We start from the raw sequence: 25334 nt of genomic DNA on the forward strand, positions 1-25334 counted from the left end.
AAACCCCTTTAGCCTTCGGCGTATGGTTTGGCTGCTTTGCCACCAAACCGTGGAGCATTTTTGCTTGTGATCACTCAACTGTCGCCTTGATCGATGATTACTCATCCACTTGGGTGTTTAGCTTGGCTTATTGCACCCTTTCTCTCGGGGCCGCCTCGGTATCCAAACGTTTTTCCAATGCGGCCATATCTGGCGGCAGTGGAGCCTGGAATGTCATACGTTCCCGGAGGATCGGATGTTCGAATATCAGTTCACACGCATGTAGCGATTGGCGTTCAATCCACGTATCCCGTTCCTCACGAACAGCCATTGTCTGCTCATCCACGTTATGCATTGGCAACGTCTTATACATCTGATCACCGATCAACGGGCAACCGATAGACGTCATATGTACCCGGATCTGATGGGTTCGTCCACTCTCCAGCTTCAAACTTACAGCACTGGCACTTCCATCATCCCAGCGAGACAACGTTGTGTAGAGCGTTCTGGCCGCATATCCGTCTGGTGTAACGATACGGCGATGCGGTTCCTCGGGATCGCGATCAATTGGCCCGTCAACTGCCCCCTGTTCGGGAACAGGGCTGCCATGCACCAGTGCGATATATTTTTTATCCACAGTGCCGGCGATCATCTGCTCTGATACATGCTGGTGCACATACGGGTTTTTGGCAATCGCCAGCACGCCGGATGTTTCCTGATCTAATCGGTGGATTGGACGGAAGCGGAATTTCTCGCCTTTTTGTTGCCAATAATGCACCACACCATTAGCTAAAGTACCTGTATAGTGCCCATGGGTTGGATGCACGATAATTCCGGAATCTTTATTCACGATCAGGAGATGTTCGTCTTCATACAACACAGCGAATGGAATATCCTCTGGCAAAATATCATCGGATTCCTCTCGCTCCATCCGAATCTCCACCAGATCACCTGCACTCACTTTGACACTGATATATACCCGTTCACCATTCAGCATAACACCTTGTTCGGTGAGTTTGATTTTGGATAAAAGCTTACGCGAAACCTGAAGCCGCTTTTGAAGCACGGTTTTTAGCAGCCAGCCGTCCTCTACTTCGGTCACCGTGTAGGCAATCGGTGCATAATATTGGCTCATTCTTTGCGGCGGAATACTTTTTTGCTCCGCACATATTCAATATCCGCAACTTGTTGTCTTGCATTGGCTGTCCGTGCAACAACAAAGAAGTAATCCGAAAGACGGTTCAGATACCGGCGCACCGACGGATTAATATCCGTATGCTGTCCCAGCGTAACGGTACGGCGCTCTGCCCGGCGGCACACTGTGCGGCACACATGTAGAGCAGATGAGAGTTGACTTCCGCCAGGGATAATAAAACGTTCCACTTTAGGATTTTCAGCATCATATTGATCGATCCACTGCTCCAGACGTGTGACCATCTCATCCCGTACTTTGTACTTTGTCTCACTTATTCGCACAAAAGCCAGATCTGATCCACAGTCAAAGAGCTCCTGTTGCACTTCAAGCAAATGTTCGCGCAAATCCTCAAATTCTCCGTTAGCAGAGTCAATCAAACTGATTGCTTGACCAACAAAGCAATTTAATTCATCGATCGTGCCATAAGCCTCTACCCGATCATCATCTTTGATAACTCGGCCTCCAATGACCGAAGTCTGGCCTTCATCACCGGTTCGTGTATATATCCCCATCATAATCCCTCCAATTGTGCATCAATCATTTATCAAACGCTGAAATATCTTACCCGATTACCCAAAGCTCGTCTATCCTTCATCTTCATAACGCAAATGCAGAGCTTTCAGATCAATCGCAAGTCCAGACACCAGCATAAACATCTGTTTTGCATTAGACTGCAGAATCCGGTTCACCGAAGCCATTCTCGCTGCAAAAATACGTTCCTCTTCTGACGGATGTAAGCTACCATGCATCTCATTTGTAATGATAAGTATTTTCCCCTGATAGGATAACAGTGCATCTAGTAGCCGTTGTGTTTCCACACGTTGCTGACCCAGATCCGTTGCTTCCCTGAAACTGGCTGCCATCCAGGACGTCAGGCTATCCACAATCAACATGCGTTGATCCGCCAGAAAAAGATTGGATTCCCGATTAATCTGGTTCACCACTTCAGCAAGCTTCGGGCCGTTCCCCACCTGAATGGCACGATAATGAGCGGATGGCAATTCGGGAATTACGGAATCATGATCACCAGTGGACAAATATACACCTTCCCGGCTCATTTGAGCCGCATATTTCAGCGCAAAGCGCGTTTTTCCGCTGCCCATACCGCCTGTGACCGTAATCAGCAATCCGTTCCCTCCTCCCATACCTGTTCTAGATAGATGTTATTCTGTCAGCGCCTTGAGCACTTTTTTCGACTCTTCAATGTTAGCCGCTGACAATGGAATGGTAGCGAACAGATTGCTTGGGGCATAGTTTACATCCTTGAACATCTGCATATTCTCCAGCGGAATACCGTACAAGTGGGTTTCTTTTTTCATATCAGATCCATCGTCGCCCTTCCCTTTTTCAACCAATACAGATCCCTCAAATACACCGCGTTCATATTTCTTGGGATCAAATGTATCATCTAGCGGGACATTCGAGCCGTTCTGACCATACTGTTTCATATCATTTTCAGGCAAAATAAAGATATCATGGCTGCCAGCGGCATATTCAACCAATATTTTTTGAACATCATACATCGCACTTGTAATGATTTCTACTTTTGGTTCTTCACCAAGCTTTTGCTGCAGATTTGTTTGTAACTGTTCCGAAATACCCGATGGATTACCCTGGTTATCAATAATAAACACCGTAAAACCGTCTTTACCGCCACATCCGGCTAATATAAAGATTAATGAAATTATTGCGGTCAGTCCCCAAAATCTCCTCATTCCAGTTCCCCCTTTAGTCTCCTAACTCCAATATATCACAATTGTTCCACGCAAAAAAATAACCCGTATTCGACATTACATTAAAGTACATAACAAAAAGGAGACCCTTTCGGACCTCCTCTCTGCCGTGTTACAAATTATATCATTCTACATGTTCCTAGCATATATCCATCAACCCGATATTTACTTCGGTTTGACCGGATTAGCCTTCATGTATTCGTTAATTTTCAAGTCCAGCAAACTGCTGATTTCAATCACAATGTCGGATGTAAATGATTTCTCTTCCAGAAAAATCTGTTCCATCTTGCTGCGAAGCATGCGGATCTCATCTTCCAAGGAAATGTTATGCAAGGATGCGTCATCAGGGTTCACCGACCATCGGTCGCCATGATCGCTTTCTGCCAGAACGTGTCCACGATTTGTCGGTAAATCATATTCAACACAAAACAAAGCTAACCCCTCCTCAGAAAATAATTTTCCAAATATATGAAATCCTATTTCAAATTGAAATTATATCATAATATTTTGTAAAAGAAAGTATTTTTTTGGAAAAGTACCAAATGCCTTATTTATACTGTGGTTCTTCTTTGTATTAACCCTCTTTTTGAACTTTGTAAACAAAATTTCCGATACGTTCCAAAGCTTCGCTTAACTGGGATACTGAGGTCGCATAAGAGCAACGTAAAAATCCTTCTCCTTGCGGCCCAAACACGTTACCTGGCACCGCAGCCACCTTGTTCTCCGTTAACAATCGTTCAGCAAACAGATCGGAGCTGAGGCCTGTCTTCTGAATACTCGGAAAAGCATAAAACGCTCCCTGAGGTTCATGACAATCCAGTCCAATATCACGGAACCCCTGTACAATCAAACGTCTGCGCTGGTTATAGGATTCGACCATTCGGTCTTTTTCACCCAGTCCATTTGTCAATGCTTCGAGAGCTGCTACCTGACCCATTGCCGGCGCACACATTACCGTGTACTGATGGATTTTGAGCATTGCTGCAATGAGTTCAGGATGTCCACACATATATCCAATCCGCCATCCCGTCATCGCAAACGCCTTGGAGAAACCGCTCACCAAAATCGTGCGATCTTTCATATCGGGAATTGAAGCGAAGCTGACATGTTTCTGATTATAAGTCAACTCAGCATATATTTCGTCAGCAATGACGATCAAATCATGTTTTTTGATGACCTCTGCAATCGGCAGCCAGTCTTCGTAGGTCATGATCGCCCCTGTTGGGTTGCTTGGATAACATAAAATAACAACCTTCGATTTCGGTGTAATGCTAGCTTCCAGCGCTTCAGCCGTTACCTTGAACTGATCCTTTGCATATGTCTCTACCCCGACAGGGATACCTCCACCGATAGATGCAATAGGAGAGTAAGCGACATAAGATGGCTCAGGGATCAGAATTTCGTCTCCGGGCACGATCAATGCACGCAAAGCAAGGTCAATTGCTTCACTTCCACCTACGGTGACAATAATCTCATCTTTCGGATCGTACTTGGTATCAAACTGCGTATCCAGATAACTGCTGATTGCCTCACGCAACTTCGGCATACCTGCATTCGATGTATAACTGGTCATGCCTCTCTCGAGAGAGTATACACAAGCTTCACGCATGTGCCACGGTGTTACGAAATCCGGCTCCCCTACACCAAGCGTGATGATATCTTTATTGTCGCCCACCAGATCAAAAAACTTGCGGATGCCGGATGGCGGGATCTGTTTCACGAGCGGAGCCAAATATGAGGACATTGTTTTGTTATTCCCGGTTGTCTGTTCATTCACTATCATGACACATCTTCCTTTACGGCGAGATCATGAGACGGTTGTCTTCCTGATGGTCTTCAAAAATAATCCCGTCCTGCTTATATTTTTTAAGAATAAAATTCGTCTTGGTTGATAGTACTGAATCAATCGGAGACAGCTTCTCCGATACAAAGTTAGCCACTTCACGCAGATTACCCCCCTCTACTTCAACAAGCAGATCGTATGCTCCTGACATGAGGTAAACCGACTTTACTTGCGGATAAAGATAGATTCGTTCGGCAATCCCTTCAAAGCCACGCCCACGCTCAGGTGTAATCTGAACTTCAATCAGGGCAGTCACTTTCTCATCATCAATTTTGCTCCAGTTCACTACCGTTGCATATTTTACGATGACGTGTTCTTCTTCAAGCTGCGCTACAACAGCTTTGATTTTATCTTCCGACTCCCCCAGCAGCGTTGACAGCAGTGCGGGAGTCCTTCTCGCGTCTTCCTTCAACAGATCCAGAACTTTAAGTTGCAGATCGTTCAACTCTTTCATCGTTTTCCCTCCAGCGTCATCCAGGTTCCTAAAATGAATTAATACTTATATTACATGAATTCAACGTTGGTGCATAGACAAAAGACCGCCTGCCTTCAATTCAGGCAAGCGGTGGTATGGTCTTTAAGCATATGCTTCAAAACCCTTATCTACAGGTTACATGTAATAAGGGTTACCGTAATTCGGTTGCCGCGGAGATACATTTGGCACTTGTCCATAAGGACTGTTTTGTACATTCTTCTCCTGCACGAATTGCTGACATTTCTGCTGTGCCTGGTGTGCAGACTGAATCTGCTTGTCCAAGTCTTGACGCGGTGCTTTGGCAGAAGCGGAGTACATGTTGTTCTGCTGCATCAGGTTAAACAGTTCTCCTTGCAGGCGAAGTGTATCATTTGTCAAATCATTGAACATACTGCGAACCATCGGACAGGAAGATTCTGTTGTAGCCGTTGTGTATTCGCGCGAAGTTCGTCTCAGGTCTGCAAGAATGGTTTTTAACAAATCCTGTTCTTGCATAAAAGTTCCGGTTTGATTATACATGTGTTTTCCTCCTATGTGCTGATTTATTGCTGTGGGTTGCTTGTTGATGTGAATTATTGTGATTGGGAAGGTGCAAGAGATTGATGCTGATGCAATGTTTGAATCAATGTGTTCATATGCTGCTCATGAGAGCGAACATATTGATTCAAGGCCTGTTGAATGGCCGGATGTGTGGATATGGAAGCTGTAGCTGCACATTGTTTGATCAGCATCTCCTCGTTGGAGATGGAATCGGCAATGTAGTTCAATTCTTTTGGACTCAGAGCTTGCATTTGTGAATGTTGCATGTACGTCGTACCTCCTAGATCTATAGTTTATGCGAGTTTATTGTTACCTTGAAATACAAAACTATACCAATGTGAAGACAAAGGAGCTGGTTCAATTGGATCTTGTATATGGCACACCTTACTGGCCTTCAACTTATAAATCGGATGTGGATTATCCCTCTTTAAATGGCGACATCTCTTGTGACTGCTTGATTATTGGTGGCGGTATGGGAGGTGCACTGACTTCAAGGCTGCTTGCAGAGCGTGGATTCGATACGGTTGTCATTGACAAGCGAAAAATAGCACATGGAAGCAGTTCAGCCAACACCGGCCTGCTACAATATACCAATGACAAAACGTTGACATCGTGCATCAACACATTTGGAGAAGCAAAAGGGGTACGCTTTTATCAGCTGTGCCGTGAAGCCATGCAGCAGCTTTCCGAAATTGCGGGGAGTCTGAAGCCCGATCCGTGGTTTATTCCGCGAAACAGCTTTTGTTTTGCCAGCAGCGAAGAAGATGTTTCTTTGCTAGAGGAAGAATATCAGACCTTACAAAAGCATGGATTCGAAGCAGAGCTATGGAACGCAGACCAAATCAAAAGCCATTTTCCTTTTGTGAAGCCAGCCGCCTTATACACCAGAGGAGATGCGGAAGTAAATCCGTATCGGTTTGTGCAAGGGCTGTTTGAATCGGCCGTTCAACATGGGGCACGTATTTACGAACAAACAGAAATGATTCACTGTGAATATGACGATGAAGGGGTCTTGTGTTATACTCCCCATGGCAAAATTCGAGCTAAGCAGATCGTTTATGCAGCCGGTTATGAAACGCAAGAGATCAAAAAAGACCGGGGAGCGTATTTGAAAGCAACGTATGCTATAACAACCAAACCTCTGTCTGATCTGAGCTCTTGGCATGAGCAAGCTATGATCTGGGAAACGGCTCGCCCTTATCTATATATGCGTACCACGCCAGACAACCGCATTATCGTGGGTGGACTTGATGAAGAAACACCGGACAAGGATCAGCGCGAGCTCCGTTCCAAAAATCAAGGCGATGTTCTGCTAGATGAGCTCAAAACATATTTCCCGCTTGATCAGCTAGAGGTGGATTATGCTTGGGGTGCTGTATTTGGTAATACACATGATGGCCTTCCCCTCATTGGTACGCATCCGGATTACCCACATTCATACTTTGTCGAAGGGTACGGTGGGAACGGAACAGTGTACAGCATGATTGCGGCCTCACTGATCGCAGATGCCATTAGCGGCGTTCAGAATGAAGATATGAAGCTTTTCTCCCTAACAAGAACGAGCAAACCATCTCCAGCCTAAACAGCAAAAACACATTGGATGCATACAGTTTCGTCGTATGAAAAACAACAAAAGGGTACGGCTAAGGGATAACTTCCATTCCCTCGCTGCACCCTTTTTTTTCAGTTATAAACTTTCATGAATCGCGAGCTGTCGTGTTGATCAAAAGTTTCCTCATAAACATCCAGCCAATGAGCGGAAAAGCCCCAAGGATGATAATGAGCCAGATTAACACTTTAGTTGATGGCGAGTTTAACACAGTAATCATAAATACGGTCAAGCCAAAAAGCCGCCCGCACATCAGACTGAGTTCCCTCAATACGACAAGTTCAACCCTTTTCTCCACATTTTCGCCGCTTGTGCCCATCATGTCGAAACCTGCGGAGATCATCGGCAAAATATATAGCGGCATCGCTATAGCGCTTCCGATTCCCATAAAAAGCAGTGTCCCATATGTCACTTTCCAGAGTAGTGGTAACAACACCAGAAGTAACAACACGGAACCTGTAAACATCCCTTTAGATCGATAATGAGGTTTAAACCATTTTCCTGCTGCCCAGTAACTGGCGAGCGCAACAGCTGAAGTAATAAGAGAGAATTGTCCAAGCTTGTACTCCTGGCTTGTCGCCAGATAAACCAGCAGTGCAATCAAAAAGGCAAATACCCCTTCCCGAACGCCTTGGGCAAACAGCCCCATGGAAAGCGGCCGCCACGGACTCTTTGGGGTGGACAACTGCTGGATGGGTTCTAACCAGCAGTATGTCCCGCTAACTTTTCGTTTTTTCAGAAAAAAACTGAAAATCACTGCAATAATATAAATAACAAGAGATACGGTGAATATAAGCCGATATCCTGTATTATCTGCCATACGTGAAATAATGAGGCCCGAAAACCACGGCCCAACAATGCCTGTCATGGAGCCTAACAAACCAACCCAGCCATTAAACAAGTCCCTATTTTCCCGATCCGTCACTTCGAAATAGACGACATTAAAGGCAATCCAGAATAGCCCCAATGCACATCCCAGGAGCAAACCTAACGGCCAGATCCAATCCACAGCGCTCTTGCCAGTCCACAGAACAAGCATATAGAACATACCAGATAATGCTGTCCCAAGCCTCAATGCACTCATTTTATTATGTTCCTTGACCCACTTCCCCGCGAGCCAAAACGTGATGCCAATAGCCAGTTGCTGACTGATGGTAAACCAGCCGAGCATGGCGTAATCTGGACGGCTTTTCCATAGAAACACGTTCAAAAACGTACCGGACAAGGCTCCGGCTAACGCAAACAATCCATTCACGCCTAAAAGCAGAATGGATTGTCTTCCCAAAGTAATCTTCATCTGCCCCTCCTCCATGACCTGAATCCAACTTAACTTGAACAGGTGGCTCTTAAGGCTTAACGTACCCCAAGCCGGAGGAAAACATGATGAATCTTTGATGTTGTATAAAATTAGTTTTCAAACCAATGTGATCTATTCGTGTGCACTCAGGTTCTGAATCAAACGCAGACGGTCATCCTCAGACAAACTGTATTGAACCTGGAAGCAACCAGAGCACACGTAAGTCAATACCGTAAATGGAGATGACAAGACAACACCTTTTCCAGAAGCAGCATTGGCCACTGGTGTGAATGTATCCTGACTCGCTGTCTGCGTACCAGCTAGAATCATGAATTCCCGACAATTCGGACACTCTGGTACTTCCTCTTGCTGATCCAGTTGCTTTTCTACACCTTGTTCATATTGAATCAGATCGTTGCCCTCATCTGCATATTTATTCAATGTCCGGAGTTCTGGCAACTTCAGTTCCACTTCATCACCCCAAAGCGAAGTTAGGTCCGAGATTTGCTCTTTATCGTTTGAAATGTCCTTCATGTCGAACTCTTCTTCGCTATCATCATTCTCTTCATCACCAATGTTAATGTTCAGTGTACGGTAACCCTTTAATTCATTATGACAATACGGACACTCTTCTTCCGGACCCAGTTCCTCATCCCAAACAATCTCTGTTTGACACCAAGGACATACCGTTGTTTCCATCATGTATCAACCTTTCTCTTTCATATAATTACGTATTTAACACATAGATCACACCGATGGCAAAAAACACAATCGACGCCGCAAACAAAATCCGTATCAATATTTTCATCATCGATCCCCCTAGACAATGCTTGCGCCAATAACAAAGGACAGTGAGACAGAAATGATCATGGATATTAATCCAACTGCACGGTTATCTGCTTCAATCTCCCGGTCAATTGAAAACACTGGCGTCAGGAACTCGAACAAAAAATAAGCAATGAGCAACAAAACAAACCCGACAAATGACCATGTCATCGCTTCATATACTGAAGATTTTGCTTGAATGCAAAAACGGAGTACGTTGCAAATCCCAAAGATTTTCCCGCCTGTAGCCATAGCCACAGCCACATTGCCTTTTTTGATCTCCGTCCAGCATTTATATTTGGTCACCAGTTCGAAGCATGCCAGAAAAACAAGCAACTCCATAATGGCAACCGAGAAGAAACCGAGGACCATCCCGAGCGGATGAGACAGCAGTCCGTCAATCGCTTCTTTCACTTCCCATCCCCCTTCCGCACCTGCTATCCACTTGACTGAACAGCAGGCATTGTTTATTCATCTTGAGGCTATTCCAGTTCAGCGACGGTTACACCGTTGCCTCCCTCTCCGTAATTGCCTAGACGATAACTTTTAATATGTTTATGCTTCCGCAGGTAATCCTGAATACCCGTACGCAAAATTCCTGTACCTTTGCCATGGATAATATACACTTGACCCAAGTTGGCAAGGAATGCTTCATCGATGAAACGATCTGCTTCCATCAGTGCCTCTTCCAGGTTAGCCCCCCGCAGATCCAGCTCACTCTTCACGTTATCATCTCGAGTACGCTTCATGCCTGTGACTGGTTTTTGCTTTGGCTGTTTTGCTGCTGGTGCTGTCTGTTGCAACTCCAAATCATCCAGCGACACCTTCATTTTCATAATGCCGAGCTGTACCACAGCATCCTTGTTGCCTGCCATCTCCACGACATGCCCCTTCTGATTCAGACTATAAACCAGAACTTCATCACCTGGGCCAATCGCACGTGCTTTCGGAGCAGCTGTCTTTTTCACCGTTTTTTTACGTTTTTCCGGTTCTGCTTCATCCAGCTGCTTACGAGCAGCGATCAATTTATGCTCCTTGACAGAAGCCCCCTCTTCCAGGGCCAGCTGACGAAGATCCGCAATAATTTTCTCTGCTTCTGCACGGGCCTTATCTACAATGCTACGCGCATCTTCCTCCGCTTTTTCAATCCGGCGGTCACGCTGTTGTTCCAGCTTTTCCAGCTCGGCTTGATGGCGGCTGCGCAATTTCTCCATATCCTGACGAAGCGTTTCCGCTTTCTGGCGCTCTTGTTCAGCTGTTAGACGGTTCTCTTCGAGCGAAGCGATCATGTGTTCAATCCGCTGATCTTCTTCTTTCACTTCACCGCGTGCATAATCCAGAATGTAACCCGGAAGCCCCAAGCGCTCTGCAATCGCAAAAGCGTTACTGCGTCCCGGTACGCCGACAAGCAGACGGTATGTTGGACTCAGTGTATTGATATCAAATTCCATACTGGCGTTAATAACGCCTTTACGCTCGTACGCATAAGCTTTCAACTCACTATAGTGAGTCGTCGCCACCATGCGGCAACCTGTCTGGTGCATATGCTCCAGCATGGAGATGGCGAGCGCAGAACCTTCTGCCGGATCTGTCCCTGCTCCAAGTTCATCCAACAGGATGAGACTTTTCGGCGTCATATTTTTCAAAATACGAATGATGTTGGTCATATGGCTAGAGAACGTACTCAGATTCTGCTCGATACTCTGCTCATCACCAATGTCGGCATATATCGCATCAAATACACATAGCTGACTGCCGTCTTCGGCTGGAACAAACAATCCCGACATCGCCATCAAACTTAATAGACCGATGGTTTTCAACGTTACCGTTTTACCACCCGTATTCGGTCCAGTCACGATAATAGAGGTGTAGTCGTTGCCCAGCTCTACATCAATTGGAACGACATGTTCAATCGGAATCAGCGGATGACGTCCTTTTTTCAGCTTCAGGAAACCCCGATCATTCATCCGAGGCAGGGTTGCTTTCAGTTCACGGGCTAAACGTGCTTTGGCAAAAATAAAATCAAGCGATGCCAGCAAATCGACATCATATAACAGCCACTCACCCTGCTCACTGACATGGGCCGTCAATTTTTGCAAAATAATCTCAATCTCACGTTCTTCCCGAATCCGGGTTTCGCGTAATTTATTGTTCATAGCCACGATGGATTCCGGCTCAATAAATAGAGTCGCTCCTGAACCAGACTGATCATGAACAATACCGCCGAAATAAGAGCGGTACTCTGCTTTGACCGGAATCACAAATCGATCCCCACGAATCGTAATGAGCTGATCTTGCAACATTTTGGATACGGTGGACGAACGAATCATTGAATCCAGCTTCTCCCGAATCCGTGCTTCTCCCCCGCGCAGTTCACGGCGAATCTGTGCCAGCGTTACACTCGCACTATCTGCAACCTCCGCATTATCATCAATACAGATACGGATCGCATCTTCAAGTTCCTTCTGCTCAGACAACTGGTCACTAATATAGAAGAGCGACTCCATCGGCTCGTCCTCATGTAGCGTTGCAATCTGACGTTTCAATCGTCTGGCCGCATGTGTCGTTGTGGAAATACCCAGCAGTTCATTCGGGTTCAGGGTGCCTCCAATCTCAGCACGTTTTACAGAAGCCGTGATGTCTACAATCCCGCCAAATGATGGGGAACCTTTGAGACGCTCAAAGGTGAAAGCTTCATCCGTTTGTTGAAGTAAACGCTTTACTTCTTCAAGATCACTATTCGGTTCAAGTTGCTCCGCTTTTTTCTTGCCCATTGACGTTTGAGCAAAGCCAATCAATGTATTTAGAATTTTGCGATATTCTAATGTGTGTAATATTTTCGTGTCCAAGTGTACAACTCCTTCCAAACTATACCTGTATTATAACGAAAGAAACTTTGTTGCGCTATTTAACGAATCCTTCCACACATAACTTGGGGTATGACGCCACAAACTACATGTGTCAGGATTGTGCTATTCATTTTACTCCCTTAGAGTTCCCATGTTTATGCCCAATCCAATCTGAACAAAGGAGGTACCCCTATGAATTTTCTGGGCCATGTCGTACGATTTATTATTGCAGCTATCGTCTTAATGGTTGTAAGCTGGATCGTTCCCGGTTTCGCCGTTGGTGGTTTCTGGAGCGCACTGATGCTTGCATTGGTCATTGCCTTGCTGGGCTGGATCGTTGAAGGCATCTTTGGCAAAAGAGTGAATCCTTTTGGCCGGGGAATTGTCGGCTTTATCGTAAGTGCATTGGTCATTTGGCTGGGTCAATATGTGGTTGATCATGTTGAGGTCAGCCTGCTCGGTGCCATTCTCGCCGCATTGGTCATCGGGATTATCGATCTCTTCATCCCGGTATCCACACCGTTTGATGCCGGACGAAGCTCCAAAAGCTAAAGACTGACTGTCATTCTGCTAGCGCTCTAACAAGACACCTAAACCTCGGAAGGCCGTTGGCCTGAAGAGGTTTTTCTTTTTGCACATCAAGTGATCAGCAACTATCGATAAATTTCAATAAAACGACATACCCCACATGTACAGGCATCGCCAGATTGCGGTATGATGACTTGAGAAATCATTCAAATTTTAATCCATCCCACACGTCTGAAGGAGGTACATGATGAAGAAAGGTATAACATGGCTTGCCGCGTGTATGTTAATTCTTGTTCTTGCTGCATGCGGTAGTCCCAAAGATTCAGCATCCGAGCCAGAGATTACAGCCAGCGAACAACTGGTGATCAAGGCAAGCAACTACGAATTCGATCAACCCGAATATCGACTCAAAAAAGGTGTGCCTGTGAAGATTGTTTATGAAAACGTCAACGGAAATCACGGTTTGCTCGTGCCTGAGTTCAACCTTCGGTTAGACACTCAAAAAAGTTCCAAAGTCATTGTCCCGGAAAAAGTCGGCGAGTTCGAAATGTCATGTTCCGTTTTTTGTGGTTCTGGACACAGTAGCATGATCTCCAAAATTATAGTAGAAGAATAACACTTCAAGACAAGAGCCCCCGTAGCGACGGGAGCTCTTTGTGTATTATAACAAATTATGCAAGAGTTTGCTGGTCAGCATATTGACGAAAGTGTCTATCCTCTACGTCTGATCCTGCTCAATCAATTCAATCCATTCGTTATATTCCGTCTGTAACTTCGTATATTCATCGTGCAGCTGACGATATTCCGTATTGAGCTGCTCCGCCTTTTCTTGTTCCATCTCCCGCTCAACCTGCAACAACCGAAGCTGGTTTGCCGCTAGTTCATAACGTTCACTTATTTCTCGCAGTTCATTCTCCATGATCTGCTTCTCCTCATCAGCCTCCACTTGATGCTGTTCCCGCTGTGAACGTTCCCTGAGCAACTGGTCCCGTTCTTGTACCAGTTCTTCCAGCTTCTCGGAACTCGCTGCACTCTCTCGTTGCCACGCTGTCAATTCACTCTCCAGCGCTGTCCAGCGATCCTGCCATGCCCGTTCCTGCTCCGCCCATTCATCAGCTCGGAGCTTCCATTCCTGTTCGTTCTGTTCTGCCGACTGAGTTGCCTGTTCCAACTGTGAGCGAAGCTCTTCTTCACGTGTCATCAGTTGCTGGATACGAGAAGATAGTTCCGCCTGATTGGCGGACAGATCCTCATGTTTAATTTGCCATTCGAGAGCTTCCTCTTCCGTCTGCGCGAGTTGATTCGCTTGCTGTGTATAACGCTTGGCAAGCTGCTCAGCGGACTGTCTTGCTTCGTTCAGCGATTGCTCCAGCGCATTCTTCTCCGCTTCGAGTTCACTCATTAGAGAACCAGCATTTTCTTCTCGTTGGAGAGCATCACTATAATCGTTACGGATCTGCTTGTATTGTTCTTGCAAACGGCTTAATTCCTCTTGGGCACTATGCAATTCATCGCGATTATCAGCTAACTCCTCATGCTTATCATTTAGTTCACGGCGTGTGCCTTGTAATTCCTCATCCAATTGCTTGAGTTTTTCTTCCAGGACCTCGTTTTCTTTCTCATAACGAACAGCCTCTTCATTGTAGAGACGTGCTTCTTCCTTTACAACGGAAAGTTCATCATGTAAGGACTGTACACCAGCCTCCAGCGTTTCATTCTGATCGGCCGCTTCGAGAATCTGATTCTCCAGATCGCCAATATCGGCGAGTCGCTGTTCAGCAAGATCTTTCCAGGATTGTTCACTCTCCGTTAGTGTTGTGATCTCATTTTGCAATGTACGTACAGCCGCATGTGCCTGCTCAAGCACCTTGTGCAATCTGCGCTGTTCTTCTTCTGACTTCGCTTCTGCTTCAAGCAAATGCTGCGCATCCTGTTCAAGCTGGGTATGCTGTTCCTGGAGTTTACGCAGTTGAGCTGTGAGCGCTGTTTCACGATCCACTGCTTCATTATACAGATCTTGCAACTGTTGCTGAGAGTCCTGTGTCTGTTTCAACGACTGCTCCGTTTCACGAAGTTTGTTTTGCAGATCATTGCTGTCTCCTCTCAATTGCTCCAATTGCTGCTGAAGCTCCGCAATTCGACGTGTCTGAGTCTCCTGATCCTGAATACGGATCTCGTGCTCCTGTTGCAACGACTCCACATGGGTACGTTCCGCTTGAAGCAACTGTTCTTGCTCAGACACCACTTCCTGCGCATGTTGAAGCTGACTCCGAACCTCTCCCAGTTGTTCATTGATCTCCGTTATGCGAGCATTTGCCTGAGCGCGTTCTTCCTGCAACTGACGAGCCAGTTTACTCCGCTCCTGCTGTAGCGTTTCTTCAGCCGCAGCCGTTGCCTCAGCTGTACGGGTGGCCGCTGCTTCCTGCTCTTCTTTCAATTGTTCTTCATAAAATGCCTCTTTCTCCATCCATTCCAGTTCGGATTGCTCGGAAAGAGCTTTAAACTCAGCCTGCAATTGCTCCCGTGTAGCCTGATGCTTCTGTTCAGCTTCAGCAATCCATGCTTCACGCTCTTGTTTCGCTTGTGCTTGGAACGCATCCGCCTGCTTCTGTGCATTCTGCTCGGCTTGCTCCAGACGTTGCTTCATTTGACTTTCAAGTTCGCTGTATTGGAGGGTTGCCTCCTCCTGCACCTGTCTCAATTTGACTTCAGCCTGTTCCAGTTCAGAGAGGATCGCAGCTTCTGCCTCTTCTTTGGCCGCTTGTACCTGCTCTGCCGCCTGAACCTGCAGTTTTTGGCGCTCTGCTACTGCCTTGCTTTCGGCTTCCTTCAATTGTGCCGCAGTTCTTTCCTGCAACTCCTTGTACTCAGTTGCGGCTTTGGCCCGCACCTGCTGTAGCTCAGCTGCCGCACGGTTCTGTGCTTCTTTAAGTTGCGACGCAGATTGAGCCTGTACTTGTTTGAGTTGGTTTGCTGCCTTTTCCTCTGCTTCCTTTACACGTGTATTAGCTTTCACTTCTGCCTCTTTGAGTTGTGCCGCGGCTTGCGCTTGCATCTTCTGGATCTGATCCTTCATTTGGCTGCGCTCTTGCTCCAACATCGCATTCAGTTTGGAGATTTCAGCCTGCTTGTCTGCGGTGAGCTTTTGCAAAGCCTGCTCCGCCTCAATCTTCTGCTGGCGAACCTCAGCGAGAGACTGATCTCGCTGTTGCAATTCATTTTGGTGTTCGCTCTGAATGGCGTTTAATCGGTTCAATTCATTTCGAAGTTCTGTACGTTCTCCCGTGAGCATCTTGAGCTCATTTCGGATCTCCTGCGTCTGAAGAGACTGCTCAGCCATATGTACGGCCGCAAGTACAGCAATACGCGGCGTGTCCAAACGGGAATGACTTTTGGAGATGGCGCTCATACGCTCATCTACCAGATTAGCTACTTGTTTCATATAATCGGCACTGCTGCCGACCAGTTTATAGGAAGTCCCGTAGATCTCTACGGTGACGCGTGTACGATCAGGTGTAGTCACAGTTGTGCCCTCCTTCAAGTCTGTATGTTGATTCTAAGCTGTAATGACAAAAAAGTCACATCGATCCTCTATTGCTAAGGATTCGATGTGACTTCGAGCAATTCCTGCTAATCTTTGTTCAAAAAAATTGACTTCTGTCCTATTTGCGCAGTTCTGCGTTGAATTGCTCTTCCAAACGTGTTACGACCCGCGCATGAGCTTCGGTAACTTCCTCGTCTGTCAACGTGCGTTCACGGTTTCGGTATACCAGAGCCATGGCCACACTTTTCTTGTCTTCACCCAGCTTGCTGCCTGTGAATACGTCAAATACCTGTACGTTCTGCAACAGTTCACCCGCACATTCACGGATGGTACGGAGCATGTCGCCAGCTTCGATATTCTTGTTTACCACCACGGCAATATCCCGCTCTACTGCCGGGAAGCGCGGAAGCTCACGATAACGAATATCCGCATCCGCTTCCTGATATATCGCTTCAAGAGCAATTTCAGCAACATAAACATCATTCAGATCATATTGTTGCTGTAGTTCTGGATGCAACTGACCGAGAGTACCGATCAATGTGCCTTCACTTCCATCTTTGCCATCCAGATAGATGGAGGCAGAACGCCCTGGATGGAATCCTTCCGGACTGTTCGCCACGAAGCGAATCCGCTGCTCAAGCCCCAAATAAGCAAACAAGTTCTCAAGTGCACCTTTGATGTCAAAGAAGTCCACTTTCTCTGCTCCTACATTCCATTGTTGCGCTACACGGTCACCCGTAAGCAACATGGAGAGTACCGGAATTTCATGCGGTTGCTTCGTCAGCTTCTCTTCCTCCGTGAAGAAAACACTGCCTACTTCAAACACAGCAAGCGAATCCTGCTTCCGATTCATGTTGTATACAGCAGCATCCAGCATCTGCGGCAGAATGCTCGTACGCAACACACTACGATCTTCACTCATCGGCATAGCCAGCTTAACCGCTTTGCTTCCTTGTGTCAGCGCAGGGAACAGCACTGATTTGTCCGGATGAACAAAGGAATAACTGATCATTTCCTGCCAGCCGCTGCCAGACATCAACCCACGGATCGTACGACGAATGGCTTGAGGACGGGTATATGCTACTGGTGTAGTCGGGCCCTCAATCCACGTTGTTGGAATGTTGTCGTACCCGTATAGACGGGCAACCTCTTCGAACAGATCCACATCTATCGTGATATCCCCTCTGCGAGTAGGCACTTCCACATCGAGAACACCCTGCTCCGCATCACCACATGCAAAGTGCAACCGGGCAAAGATTGTTTTCACCTCAAGCAGAGAAAGATCCGTTCCCAAATAACGATTAAGTCTGTTCAGAGACATTTGAATGACACGTTTCTCGGAAGCTTCAGCCCCAGCCTGCACAATCCCTTGATGTACTTGGCCTGATGCATAACGCTGAATGAGTTCAGCCGCACGATCCAGAGCCGTAATTACAGCACCCGGGTCTACTTCTTTTTCAAAACGCAAGCTTGCTTCGGAACGAAGCCCCAGTTGGCGCGACGTCTTCCGAACCGTTCCGCCATCAAACTTGGCGGACTCCAAAAGCAGATTCACGGTGCCTTCCGATACCTCGGAATTTTCACCACCCATAACCCCGGCGATGGCAACAGGCTTCACGCCATCGGTAATCAGCAGCATATGCGGTTCCAGCTTACGCTCCTGTCCATCCAACGTCACAATCGTTTCGCCTTCGTGTGCCATGCGCACCTCAATACGGCCGTTCTCCAGCTTATCCGCATCAAACGCATGCAACGGCTGCCCGTATTCCAGCATGACATAATTGGTAATATCCACGATATTGTTAATTGGACGTACGCCTGCCGCCATGAGACGGTTCTGCATCCAGAGCGGGGAAGCCCCCAGCTTGATTCCAGTCACATAACGAGCCGCATAATGGCTACATTGCTCCTGGGCTTTGATCTCTACAGAAATATGATTAGCCGCTTCATCACCAGCTTCAACCAGTTGATCTTTCGGATTCGGCAACGTCACTTCGCGTCCCAGGATCGCACCCACTTCGTATGCCGCACCGCGCATACTCAAGGCGTCAGAACGGTTCGGCGTCAAGTCGAGCTCCAGCACATGATCATCCAGACCCAGCACCTGGCTGATTGGCGTGCCGATCTCTGTGTTTTCCGGCAGAACAAGAATACCTTCCTGTTGCTCTTTAGGTAGCAATTTGTCGTTCATGCCAAGCTCCTTGGCCGAACAGATCATACCAAGCGACACAACGCCGCGCAGCTTCGCTTTTTTAATATCCAGCCCGCCTGGAAGCTTTGCGCCAACAAGGGCTACAGCTACTTTTTGACCCGCATCCACATTTTTCGCGCCACATACGATCTGTAGCTCTTCCTCTTGTCCTGCATCAATTACACAGACATTCAGTTTATCAGCGTCCGGGTGTTTCTCCTTGCTCTTCACATAACCGACAACAACTTTGTTTACCCCTTGGTTGCGGTTCTCCACAACATCAATTTCGATCCCTGCACGGGTGATTTTTTCTGCCAGCTCCTGTGGGGTTACACCTTCAAGGGCAATATAATCAGACAGCCAATCTGTCGATACTCTCATGCACGTTCACTTCCTTAATCTTTGTATTAGTTTGACGTTCATTGACAATCAATATCATTACAGACGTCCGAATTGTTTCAGGAAAGTCTGATCACTGTTATAGAAATGACGAATATCATCTATGCCGTACTTCAGCATCGCGATCCGTTCTACACCCATACCAAAGGCAAAACCACTGTATTTCTCCGGGTCATATCCGCCCATCTCCAGCACTTTCGGGTGAACCATACCGCCGCCCAAAATTTCGAGCCAGCCTGTTTGCTTACAGACACGACATCCGCTACCACCGCATTGTACACAAGTTACATCCACTTCCGCACTTGGCTCAGTGAACGGGAAGAAGCTTGGACGCAAACGAATTTCCGTGTGAGCGCCGAACATTTCACGCACAAATTGCAGCAACGTTCCTTTCAAATCACTCATTCGAATGTTTTCACTGATTACAAGGCCTTCGACTTGATGGAACTGGAAGGAGTGTGTCGCATCGTCGTCATCGCGGCGATATACTTTACCAGGGCAGATGACTTTGACAGGCACCTCACCTTTCATGCTTTGCATCGTACGAACTTGTACTGGAGAGGTGTGTGTACGCATCAACAGATCCTCAGTAACATAGAAGGAATCCTGCATATCGCGCGCCGGGTGGTTCTTCGGCAGATTCAGAGCTTCGAAGTTGTAATAGTCCATCTCCACCTCAGGACCTTCTGCTACGCGGTATCCCATCCCGATGAAAATATCTTCGATCTCCTGCACCACTTTGGTCAATGGATGCAATCCGCCTTGACGTCCGCGACGCCCCGGCAAGGTTACGTCAACCTTCTCGGATTGAAGACGCTTCGCAGTCTCTTCCTTTTGGAACTGCTCCTGCTTACTGTTGATCACTTCTTCAATCGCTCCACGAACCTCGTTACCCACTTGCCCAATGATTGGGCGTTCTTCGGCACTTAGTGAACCCATGCCGCGCAGAATCTCAGTCAGTGCCCCTTTTTTGCCCAAATACTTTACACGCAGATCAGCCAGCGTCTGCGGATCGCTAACGCCCGATAGCTGTTCCAGCGCTTCGATCTTTAATGCTTCCAAACGTTCTTTCATGTGTAATTGCCTCCTTTAAATGCTGTTATTGCAACAAAAAAAGGCCTTTTCTCCCCAAAAGGGACGAAAAGACCGTGGTACCACCCTTGTTAGACTCCCGTTGTCACATTGCAAAAAAGCTCTGCAACACGTTCTGTCTCACTTTGTACGGAATAACGACCGTTAACCGTTTACCCCTACTGTCGTCTCTGTGTCTGCACACATCATCAGGTTCAGGGAACCGCTCCGGAGTGAATTTCGGCAGCCTGGTTCTACAGAAACGCTCTCAATCTACGGCGCTTCCTCCCTGTCCAGAGGCACTGCTTACTTGTCTCCATCAATACGTTTATTCAAATGAACATAACCTATATCGATACCAATGATCGACGATCGTTCATTATTATATGCAAAATACGGTGAAATAGCAAGCATGCCCAATTGCTAATTTGCAGATGCACCTTGATCTCTCAGCTCCTTCAACCGTTGCTGAATGACACGAATCTCGGCTGATTCCGCCCCCATCTCTGCCGCAGACTCCGTGAGCGAAAAGCGTTCTCGTTCCGTTCCTGCAGGACTTGTGGGAGAAAGCAACTCAGACAGTCTCATCTCCAGCCGCAGACGCTCATCATCCGAATCACGTGTGTCCAGTGCAGACTCCCGTAGTTGCACCGTTTGTTCCCAATCGGCTACACCGCCTTCGAAGAGCGATGCTGTTCCATCCGGCTTTAAGTCGCACAGACGATTCGCCAAAGATCGGATCAACATCCGGTCGTGGGATACGATAACCAGTGCGCCGGAGGCTTCTTTTAACACATTCTCCATCACTTCCTGGGTGTCGATGTCGAGATAATTCGTTGGCTCATCCAGTACAAGCAGATTAGCACCGCCGAAATACAACCGTAGAAAGGCTACACGGCATTTCTCCCCCATACTTAAATCTCCAATACGTTTAAACACATCTTCTCGTGAAAATAAAAAACATCCCAGGATGGTTCGCGCGGCACTTTGCGTCATGGAAGGAAGAACCAGCAAACTGTCCAGCAGCGTTGCATCCTCAGGCAATCCCTCCAGTTCTTGTGAAAAGTAACCGATGCTAAGCTGGGGATGACGGCTGATCTTTCCCTGCGAAGGCTGAAGCTCCCCAATTATTAATTTCAGCAACGTGCTCTTGCCCGTTCCGTTTGCCCCACGCACGGCAAGCCGATCCCCACGCTCGACCGCAAGCCGCAAATCATGAAGAAATGATTGCTTTGGATCGTATGAAAAACTCACTTCTTCCAGCGCAAGAAGTTGACGTGCACCGAGTGAAGTCATTTGTAGCTCCATGTTAAGTTTCGTAGCTTCCCGTGGTTTATCCACTCGCTCATTTTCGAGCCGCTCCAGTTGCTTCTGTTTGGCATGATAACGCGAAATATTTTTGTTGGCTCTGGCCTTGTAGAAGCTCTGGGTAATCTTCACCTCTTGGCCTCCTGCGGAGTCATGAGCTTTATGGAACCACTGCTGATAATTACGAATGGTCTCCTCCAGTGCTTTACGTTCCAGCTGTTGCTTGCGATAAATCGTCTCCTGTTCCTTCAGTTCCCGCTCTTTATGGCCTTTGTAATCGGTGTAACCGCCCTTATATTTGGTTAGTTTCTCTGCATTAAATTCAATTACACTGGTCGCTACCCGGTCAATAAATGTCCGGTCATGGGATACAAACAGCACCGTTCCCTCGTATGCGGATAACCAAGTCTCCAGCCAACGCATGCTCTCTTCATCCAGATGGTTTGTTGGTTCATCCAAAATCAGAAATTTGGGATTGCTGACCAGCAGTCCTGCAAGTCGTGCTTTCGTTTTCTGACCACCGCTGAGTGAGTGATAAGGCCTGCTCCAGTGTTCTGTAGTAAGCCCGAGGCGAGTTAATACCTTCTCCACCTCTGTTTCCCACATGTAACCGTTCAATTGCTCATATTCCTCCAAAAATCGGGCATACTCGTTCAGCAAAGCGTTATCTTCGGTACCATCAGCATCGCTCAATCGGCGCTCGAGTTCTTCCAGCTTCCGCTTGATTTCATCAATACGTCCACTCTCCCGCCTTACTGCATCCAATACATTTATTCCACTCGGCACCTCTGAACGCTGACGCATGAAACCCCATTCTGACAATGGAAGTTGACGATCAATCCGTCCACCTCCATCCTCCTCGCCGAGTATAATCCGTAAAAGTGTCGTTTTACCGCATCCATTGCGGCCTAGTATGGCAAGTCGCTCGCCCTCGTTAATTTCAAGGTTCAATCCGGCAAACAATTCATTACCGTTCCATTCTTTTGATACTTCATGTAAGCGCACCAATGTCGTCATGAGTCCTCATCCTTCCTGAACAAAAAATCCAAAAAAAACCGCTGGCATCAGCCGGCGGTTTAGCAATTTTGAATGGATTAACGCGTTCAAAATACAGATATGAGGCTACCATAGCATGAACAAAGAAACCCTGACGAGGGCCTACGCAAGCCGAAAAACTTGCTTCTTCCATACTATTCCCTATAGCTGAATTTGGACACACGAATCCCCTCATCGCTCAGCCGCTCGGCTGACTGCGTCATACAACAATCTGCAGTTAACTGGGGTTCACCTCATGTGTCTTACTTCATGGGACGTATGGTTACCTCTCATTCATGTGTAGTATCAATTCTCCGTTATTGTACCAGATCATTGAAAAAAAGCAAAGGTCAAGATGTCATTATCTGTATCTAAATTCAAAAAAAAAAAGAAAAACCCTTGAACATCCAAGGGTTTTCCAGGTACTGCTGTTAAGCGGGTGATGGGAATCGAACCCACGCTATTAGCTTGGAAGGCTAAAGTTCTACCATTGAACTACACCCGCAAAATGAACAATCGGGACGACACGATTTGAACATGCGACCCCCTGGTCCCAAACCAGGTGCTCTACCAAGCTGAGCTACGTCCCGTTAAATTCCAAATGGAAGTTAACAGTGATTTTACAAAACCTAATATACCACGATCCGCACTAACGTGCAAGGCATATCAACAGTTTTTTCCTAGAATTGGATACCAGAAAGGCAGGAACGCTCTCGCGACCCTGCTACTCCTTATCCCGCAGGCTTGTCAATATCTCTAAGGAACCTTTGCTCAAAGTCCGCCGCTTCAATCGGTTTACCGAAAAAATAACCTTGTGCCTCATGACAATGCTGATTGCGAAGAAACATCATCTGTTCCTCGTTCTCAACACCTTCTGCTGTAACCTTGAGTTGTAAATGGTGTGCCATCGAAGTAATCGTGGATACAATAGCAGCGTTATTGCTGTCTTCCATTATTTCATTCACAAATGATCGGTCAATCTTGAGCCGGTCAATCGGCAGATCCTTGAGATAATGTAGTGAGCTGTATCCCGTGCCAAAGTCATCAATACTGATATGTACACCTATCTCTTTAATTTTATGAAGCTGTTCAAAGGCCCGGTCTTTGTCAAACGTCATGCTCTCCGTGATCTCCAGTTCAAGCCATGCCGGTTCAAGTCCCGTTTCTCTGAGAATACTGTTGATGCTGTCGAGCAGGTGGGAATGTCTGAACTGTCTCATCGACAGGTTAACGGACACACATAACTTGCGATATCCCGCTTCCTGCCATAGCTTGTTCTGTGCACATGCCTCTCGCAGCACCCATTCTCCAAGCGGAACAATCAGTCCACTCTCCTCGGCCAGCGGAATAAACTCTGCCGGTGACACTGAACCGCGTTGCGGATGATGCCATCGCACAAGGGCTTCCATGCCTACGATCAGTCCGCTTTGCAGATTCACCTGAGGTTGGTATACCAGATAAAACTGCCCCCGAGCCAATGCTTTGCGCAGATCATTTTCAAGTTGCAATCGTTCCTGAGCTTTCATCTGCATGGCATGTGCGTAGCGGTTGAGTTCAATTCCCTGCTCCTTCGCACTATGCAGAGCCGTATCGGCATTCTGAATAATCTCTTGGGGAGATTCTCCATCATAAGGAAAGATCGCCATACCTATGCCCAGCGTAAGATGATATTCGCTCCCATCCACCATAACGGGTTTCTCAAAAAGTTGCAGAATGGACCGTGTCCGGCGTAATGCCGTATCTGTACTATAAAAGTCCGTCATGGTCAGCGCAAATTCATCTCTACCTAGACCAAACACCTCTTCTCCCGGAAGAGATGAATGATTCAATCGCTGTCCAACCTGACGCAGAACCCGATTAGCTGCCTGTTGTCCCAGGGAGTCATTTATGGTTTTGAAGCGGTTAATATTAAGTACAAGTACACCGACGAGCTTTTCCTCCACAACAGCATCATCCAGCATGAGTTGAAGGCGTTGACTTAGGCGACGGCGATTTGGAAGGCCGGTGACGTCATCATGGTGTGCGATATAATTCATTTTGGCCTCAGCGGCCTGTTGTTGCAGGAAGGGGGTATCAACTACAGATGCATAGAGGCCCTTTTGAATGAAAAAGTAGCCCAAACAATTGCTGAGCATACCAAGCAACAGATTGAGATCGTCTACTATACTTGCAGTCACGAAATACCCCTGACCTAGCAGAAAACAGAGTATACCGCTCAGGATAGGTGGTAGATCGGCGTTTTTTGTCTTTTTCCACTGCACATACAGAACGACAGCCCCAGTAACATACAGCAGACCTGCAACCCAATGCAGGCGAGTGAATACTTTACCAAGCAGATGACCATCAAGCATCTCAGGTAGAAAACTCCACTCTTGGATAGAACAGATGTACAAAATCAGAAAGGCACCAAGGGTAGCGCTGAACAGAAGAAATTTGCGCGGTAATGCAACTTGCTTCTCGTGTAAGCTATATATAAATAACAGTCCCGCAGAACAAACCAGTGATCCCATTGTTGACATCATTAATGAAAAATCGGATTCCATCATCGCTCTGTTAGGAACTTCTTCTGCAAACGAAACGATATGCACCAGTTCAAATAGACCTAACATTAAAAAGAGTGTTGTCATTAACACTCTGCGTAGCGTCAATTTTTGAGTTTGAAATAGCCAGCTTTGATTATAAATACCGATACAGGCGGCCGTTGCAGCAAATCCACCTAAAAGTGTTATCACCGGGTAACCCGAATAATTCAGATCATAGCCTGAAGAAGAACGAAACCATTGACTTACGAGGAAAAACAATAAGCCGCCGATGGCGACCCAACCTATTTGACTCTGACCTTGCGTTTTAAACTTCATGCCATGTTTTCCTTCCCGGGATCACTATCCTGTAATACGTGTACAACTGAATTCT

Annotated in this window: 22 protein-coding genes and 2 tRNA genes; 3 read left to right on the forward strand and 21 right to left on the reverse strand. The window is 46.9% G+C overall.

From position 1 onward, the window contains the following. Nucleotides 1–127: 127 nt before the first annotated feature. The 9 genes from H7T88_RS02940 to H7T88_RS02980 form a co-directional block, all read right to left on the reverse strand. Nucleotides 128–1114 (reverse strand): RluA family pseudouridine synthase, encoded by a 987-nt coding sequence (locus H7T88_RS02940; RefSeq protein WP_221786800.1) that lies wholly within the window; start codon nucleotides 1112–1114, stop codon nucleotides 128–130. Continuing rightward, complete coding sequence (locus H7T88_RS02945; protein WP_090922268.1) at nucleotides 1111–1686, reverse strand: cob(I)yrinic acid a,c-diamide adenosyltransferase; 576 nt, start codon at nucleotides 1684–1686, stop codon at nucleotides 1111–1113. Before H7T88_RS02945 ends, H7T88_RS02940 begins: the two co-directional genes overlap by 4 nt. 72 nt (nucleotides 1687–1758) lie before the next feature. Then, nucleotides 1759–2301, reverse strand: coding sequence for a bifunctional adenosylcobinamide kinase/adenosylcobinamide-phosphate guanylyltransferase (locus H7T88_RS02950; RefSeq protein ID WP_186811661.1), 543 nt, complete (start codon nucleotides 2299–2301; stop codon nucleotides 1759–1761). Between the two features lie 36 nt (nucleotides 2302–2337). Beyond that, on the reverse strand, nucleotides 2338–2889 hold the full coding sequence (locus tag H7T88_RS02955) for a type 2 periplasmic-binding domain-containing protein (protein WP_090922264.1): 552 nt from the start codon (nucleotides 2887–2889) through the stop codon (nucleotides 2338–2340). Between the two features lie 183 nt (nucleotides 2890–3072). Further along, the gene (locus H7T88_RS02960; protein WP_308722269.1) at nucleotides 3073–3261 is read right to left on the reverse strand and encodes an aspartyl-phosphate phosphatase Spo0E family protein; all 189 of its coding nucleotides are present in this window, start codon (nucleotides 3259–3261) and stop codon (nucleotides 3073–3075) included. Nucleotides 3262–3481: 220 nt separating this feature from the next. Then, nucleotides 3482–4690 (reverse strand): aminotransferase class I/II-fold pyridoxal phosphate-dependent enzyme, encoded by a 1209-nt coding sequence (locus tag H7T88_RS02965; RefSeq protein WP_154958257.1) that lies wholly within the window; start codon nucleotides 4688–4690, stop codon nucleotides 3482–3484. Between the two features lie 13 nt (nucleotides 4691–4703). Further along, nucleotides 4704–5204, reverse strand: a complete 501-nt coding sequence (locus H7T88_RS02970) for an Lrp/AsnC family transcriptional regulator (protein WP_154958258.1) — start codon at nucleotides 5202–5204, stop codon at nucleotides 4704–4706. 156 nt (nucleotides 5205–5360) lie between these two features. Beyond that, complete coding sequence (locus H7T88_RS02975; protein ID WP_154958259.1) at nucleotides 5361–5744, reverse strand: spore coat protein; 384 nt, start codon at nucleotides 5742–5744, stop codon at nucleotides 5361–5363. 53 nt (nucleotides 5745–5797) lie between these two features. After that, nucleotides 5798–6031, reverse strand: coding sequence for a hypothetical protein (locus H7T88_RS02980; RefSeq protein WP_090922254.1), 234 nt, complete (start codon nucleotides 6029–6031; stop codon nucleotides 5798–5800). A gap of 95 nt (nucleotides 6032–6126) precedes the next feature. Between H7T88_RS02980 and H7T88_RS02985 the strand changes: the two genes are divergently transcribed. Beyond that, nucleotides 6127–7347, forward strand: a complete 1221-nt coding sequence (locus tag H7T88_RS02985) for an NAD(P)/FAD-dependent oxidoreductase (protein WP_154958260.1) — start codon at nucleotides 6127–6129, stop codon at nucleotides 7345–7347. A gap of 115 nt (nucleotides 7348–7462) precedes the next feature. Here H7T88_RS02985 and H7T88_RS02990 read toward each other — a convergent pair whose 3' ends face one another. From H7T88_RS02990 to H7T88_RS03005, 4 genes are all read right to left on the reverse strand, one after another. After that, nucleotides 7463–8671, reverse strand: coding sequence for an MFS transporter (locus H7T88_RS02990; protein ID WP_154886892.1), 1209 nt, complete (start codon nucleotides 8669–8671; stop codon nucleotides 7463–7465). 132 nt (nucleotides 8672–8803) lie between these two features. Further along, on the reverse strand, nucleotides 8804–9370 hold the full coding sequence (locus H7T88_RS02995) for a hypothetical protein (RefSeq protein ID WP_090922301.1): 567 nt from the start codon (nucleotides 9368–9370) through the stop codon (nucleotides 8804–8806). Between the two features lie 120 nt (nucleotides 9371–9490). Then, complete coding sequence (locus H7T88_RS03000; protein WP_261764432.1) at nucleotides 9491–9910, reverse strand: DUF350 domain-containing protein; 420 nt, start codon at nucleotides 9908–9910, stop codon at nucleotides 9491–9493. Between the two features lie 68 nt (nucleotides 9911–9978). After that, complete coding sequence (locus H7T88_RS03005) at nucleotides 9979–12345, reverse strand: endonuclease MutS2 (protein WP_221786801.1); 2367 nt, start codon at nucleotides 12343–12345, stop codon at nucleotides 9979–9981. Between the two features lie 192 nt (nucleotides 12346–12537). On the opposite strand from H7T88_RS03005, the gene H7T88_RS03010 reads away from it, so the two are divergent. Both H7T88_RS03010 and H7T88_RS03015 read left to right on the forward strand, forming a co-directional pair. Next, nucleotides 12538–12897 (forward strand): phage holin family protein, encoded by a 360-nt coding sequence (locus H7T88_RS03010; protein ID WP_090922244.1) that lies wholly within the window; start codon nucleotides 12538–12540, stop codon nucleotides 12895–12897. Nucleotides 12898–13117: 220 nt separating this feature from the next. Next, entirely contained in the window at nucleotides 13118–13489 is a 372-nt protein-coding gene (locus H7T88_RS03015) for a cupredoxin domain-containing protein (protein WP_312027572.1), read from the forward strand. Nucleotides 13490–13591: 102 nt separating this feature from the next. Here H7T88_RS03015 and H7T88_RS03020 read toward each other — a convergent pair whose 3' ends face one another. The 8 genes from H7T88_RS03020 to H7T88_RS03055 form a co-directional block, all read right to left on the reverse strand. After that, the gene (locus H7T88_RS03020) at nucleotides 13592–16396 is read right to left on the reverse strand and encodes a hypothetical protein (RefSeq protein ID WP_221786802.1); all 2805 of its coding nucleotides are present in this window, start codon (nucleotides 16394–16396) and stop codon (nucleotides 13592–13594) included. 139 nt (nucleotides 16397–16535) lie between these two features. Then, complete coding sequence (gene pheT, locus H7T88_RS03025; protein WP_221786803.1) at nucleotides 16536–18989, reverse strand: phenylalanine--tRNA ligase subunit beta; 2454 nt, start codon at nucleotides 18987–18989, stop codon at nucleotides 16536–16538. A gap of 57 nt (nucleotides 18990–19046) precedes the next feature. Further along, nucleotides 19047–20081, reverse strand: a complete 1035-nt coding sequence (pheS, locus tag H7T88_RS03030) for a phenylalanine--tRNA ligase subunit alpha (RefSeq protein WP_221786804.1) — start codon at nucleotides 20079–20081, stop codon at nucleotides 19047–19049. A gap of 420 nt (nucleotides 20082–20501) precedes the next feature. Next, entirely contained in the window at nucleotides 20502–22403 is a 1902-nt protein-coding gene (gene abc-f, locus H7T88_RS03035) for a ribosomal protection-like ABC-F family protein (protein WP_221786809.1), read from the reverse strand. Further along, nucleotides 22378–22575 carry a hypothetical protein gene (locus H7T88_RS03040; RefSeq protein WP_221786810.1) on the reverse strand — a complete coding sequence of 66 codons (198 nt, stop codon included), beginning with the start codon at nucleotides 22573–22575 and terminating at the stop codon, nucleotides 22378–22380. The genes abc-f and H7T88_RS03040 overlap by 26 nt, the downstream gene beginning before the upstream one ends. A gap of 280 nt (nucleotides 22576–22855) precedes the next feature. After that, nucleotides 22856–22926, reverse strand: a tRNA-Gly gene (locus tag H7T88_RS03045). Between the two features lie 11 nt (nucleotides 22927–22937). Next, nucleotides 22938–23011: transfer RNA gene (locus H7T88_RS03050), tRNA-Pro, on the reverse strand. 141 nt (nucleotides 23012–23152) lie between these two features. Continuing rightward, complete coding sequence (locus tag H7T88_RS03055; RefSeq protein ID WP_221786816.1) at nucleotides 23153–25279, reverse strand: bifunctional diguanylate cyclase/phosphodiesterase; 2127 nt, start codon at nucleotides 25277–25279, stop codon at nucleotides 23153–23155. Nucleotides 25280–25334 lie beyond the last annotated feature (55 nt).

Source organism: Paenibacillus cucumis (ex Kampfer et al. 2016), from assembly GCF_019748695.1.
Classification (GTDB): Bacteria; Bacillota; Bacilli; order Paenibacillales; family Paenibacillaceae; genus Paenibacillus; species Paenibacillus polysaccharolyticus.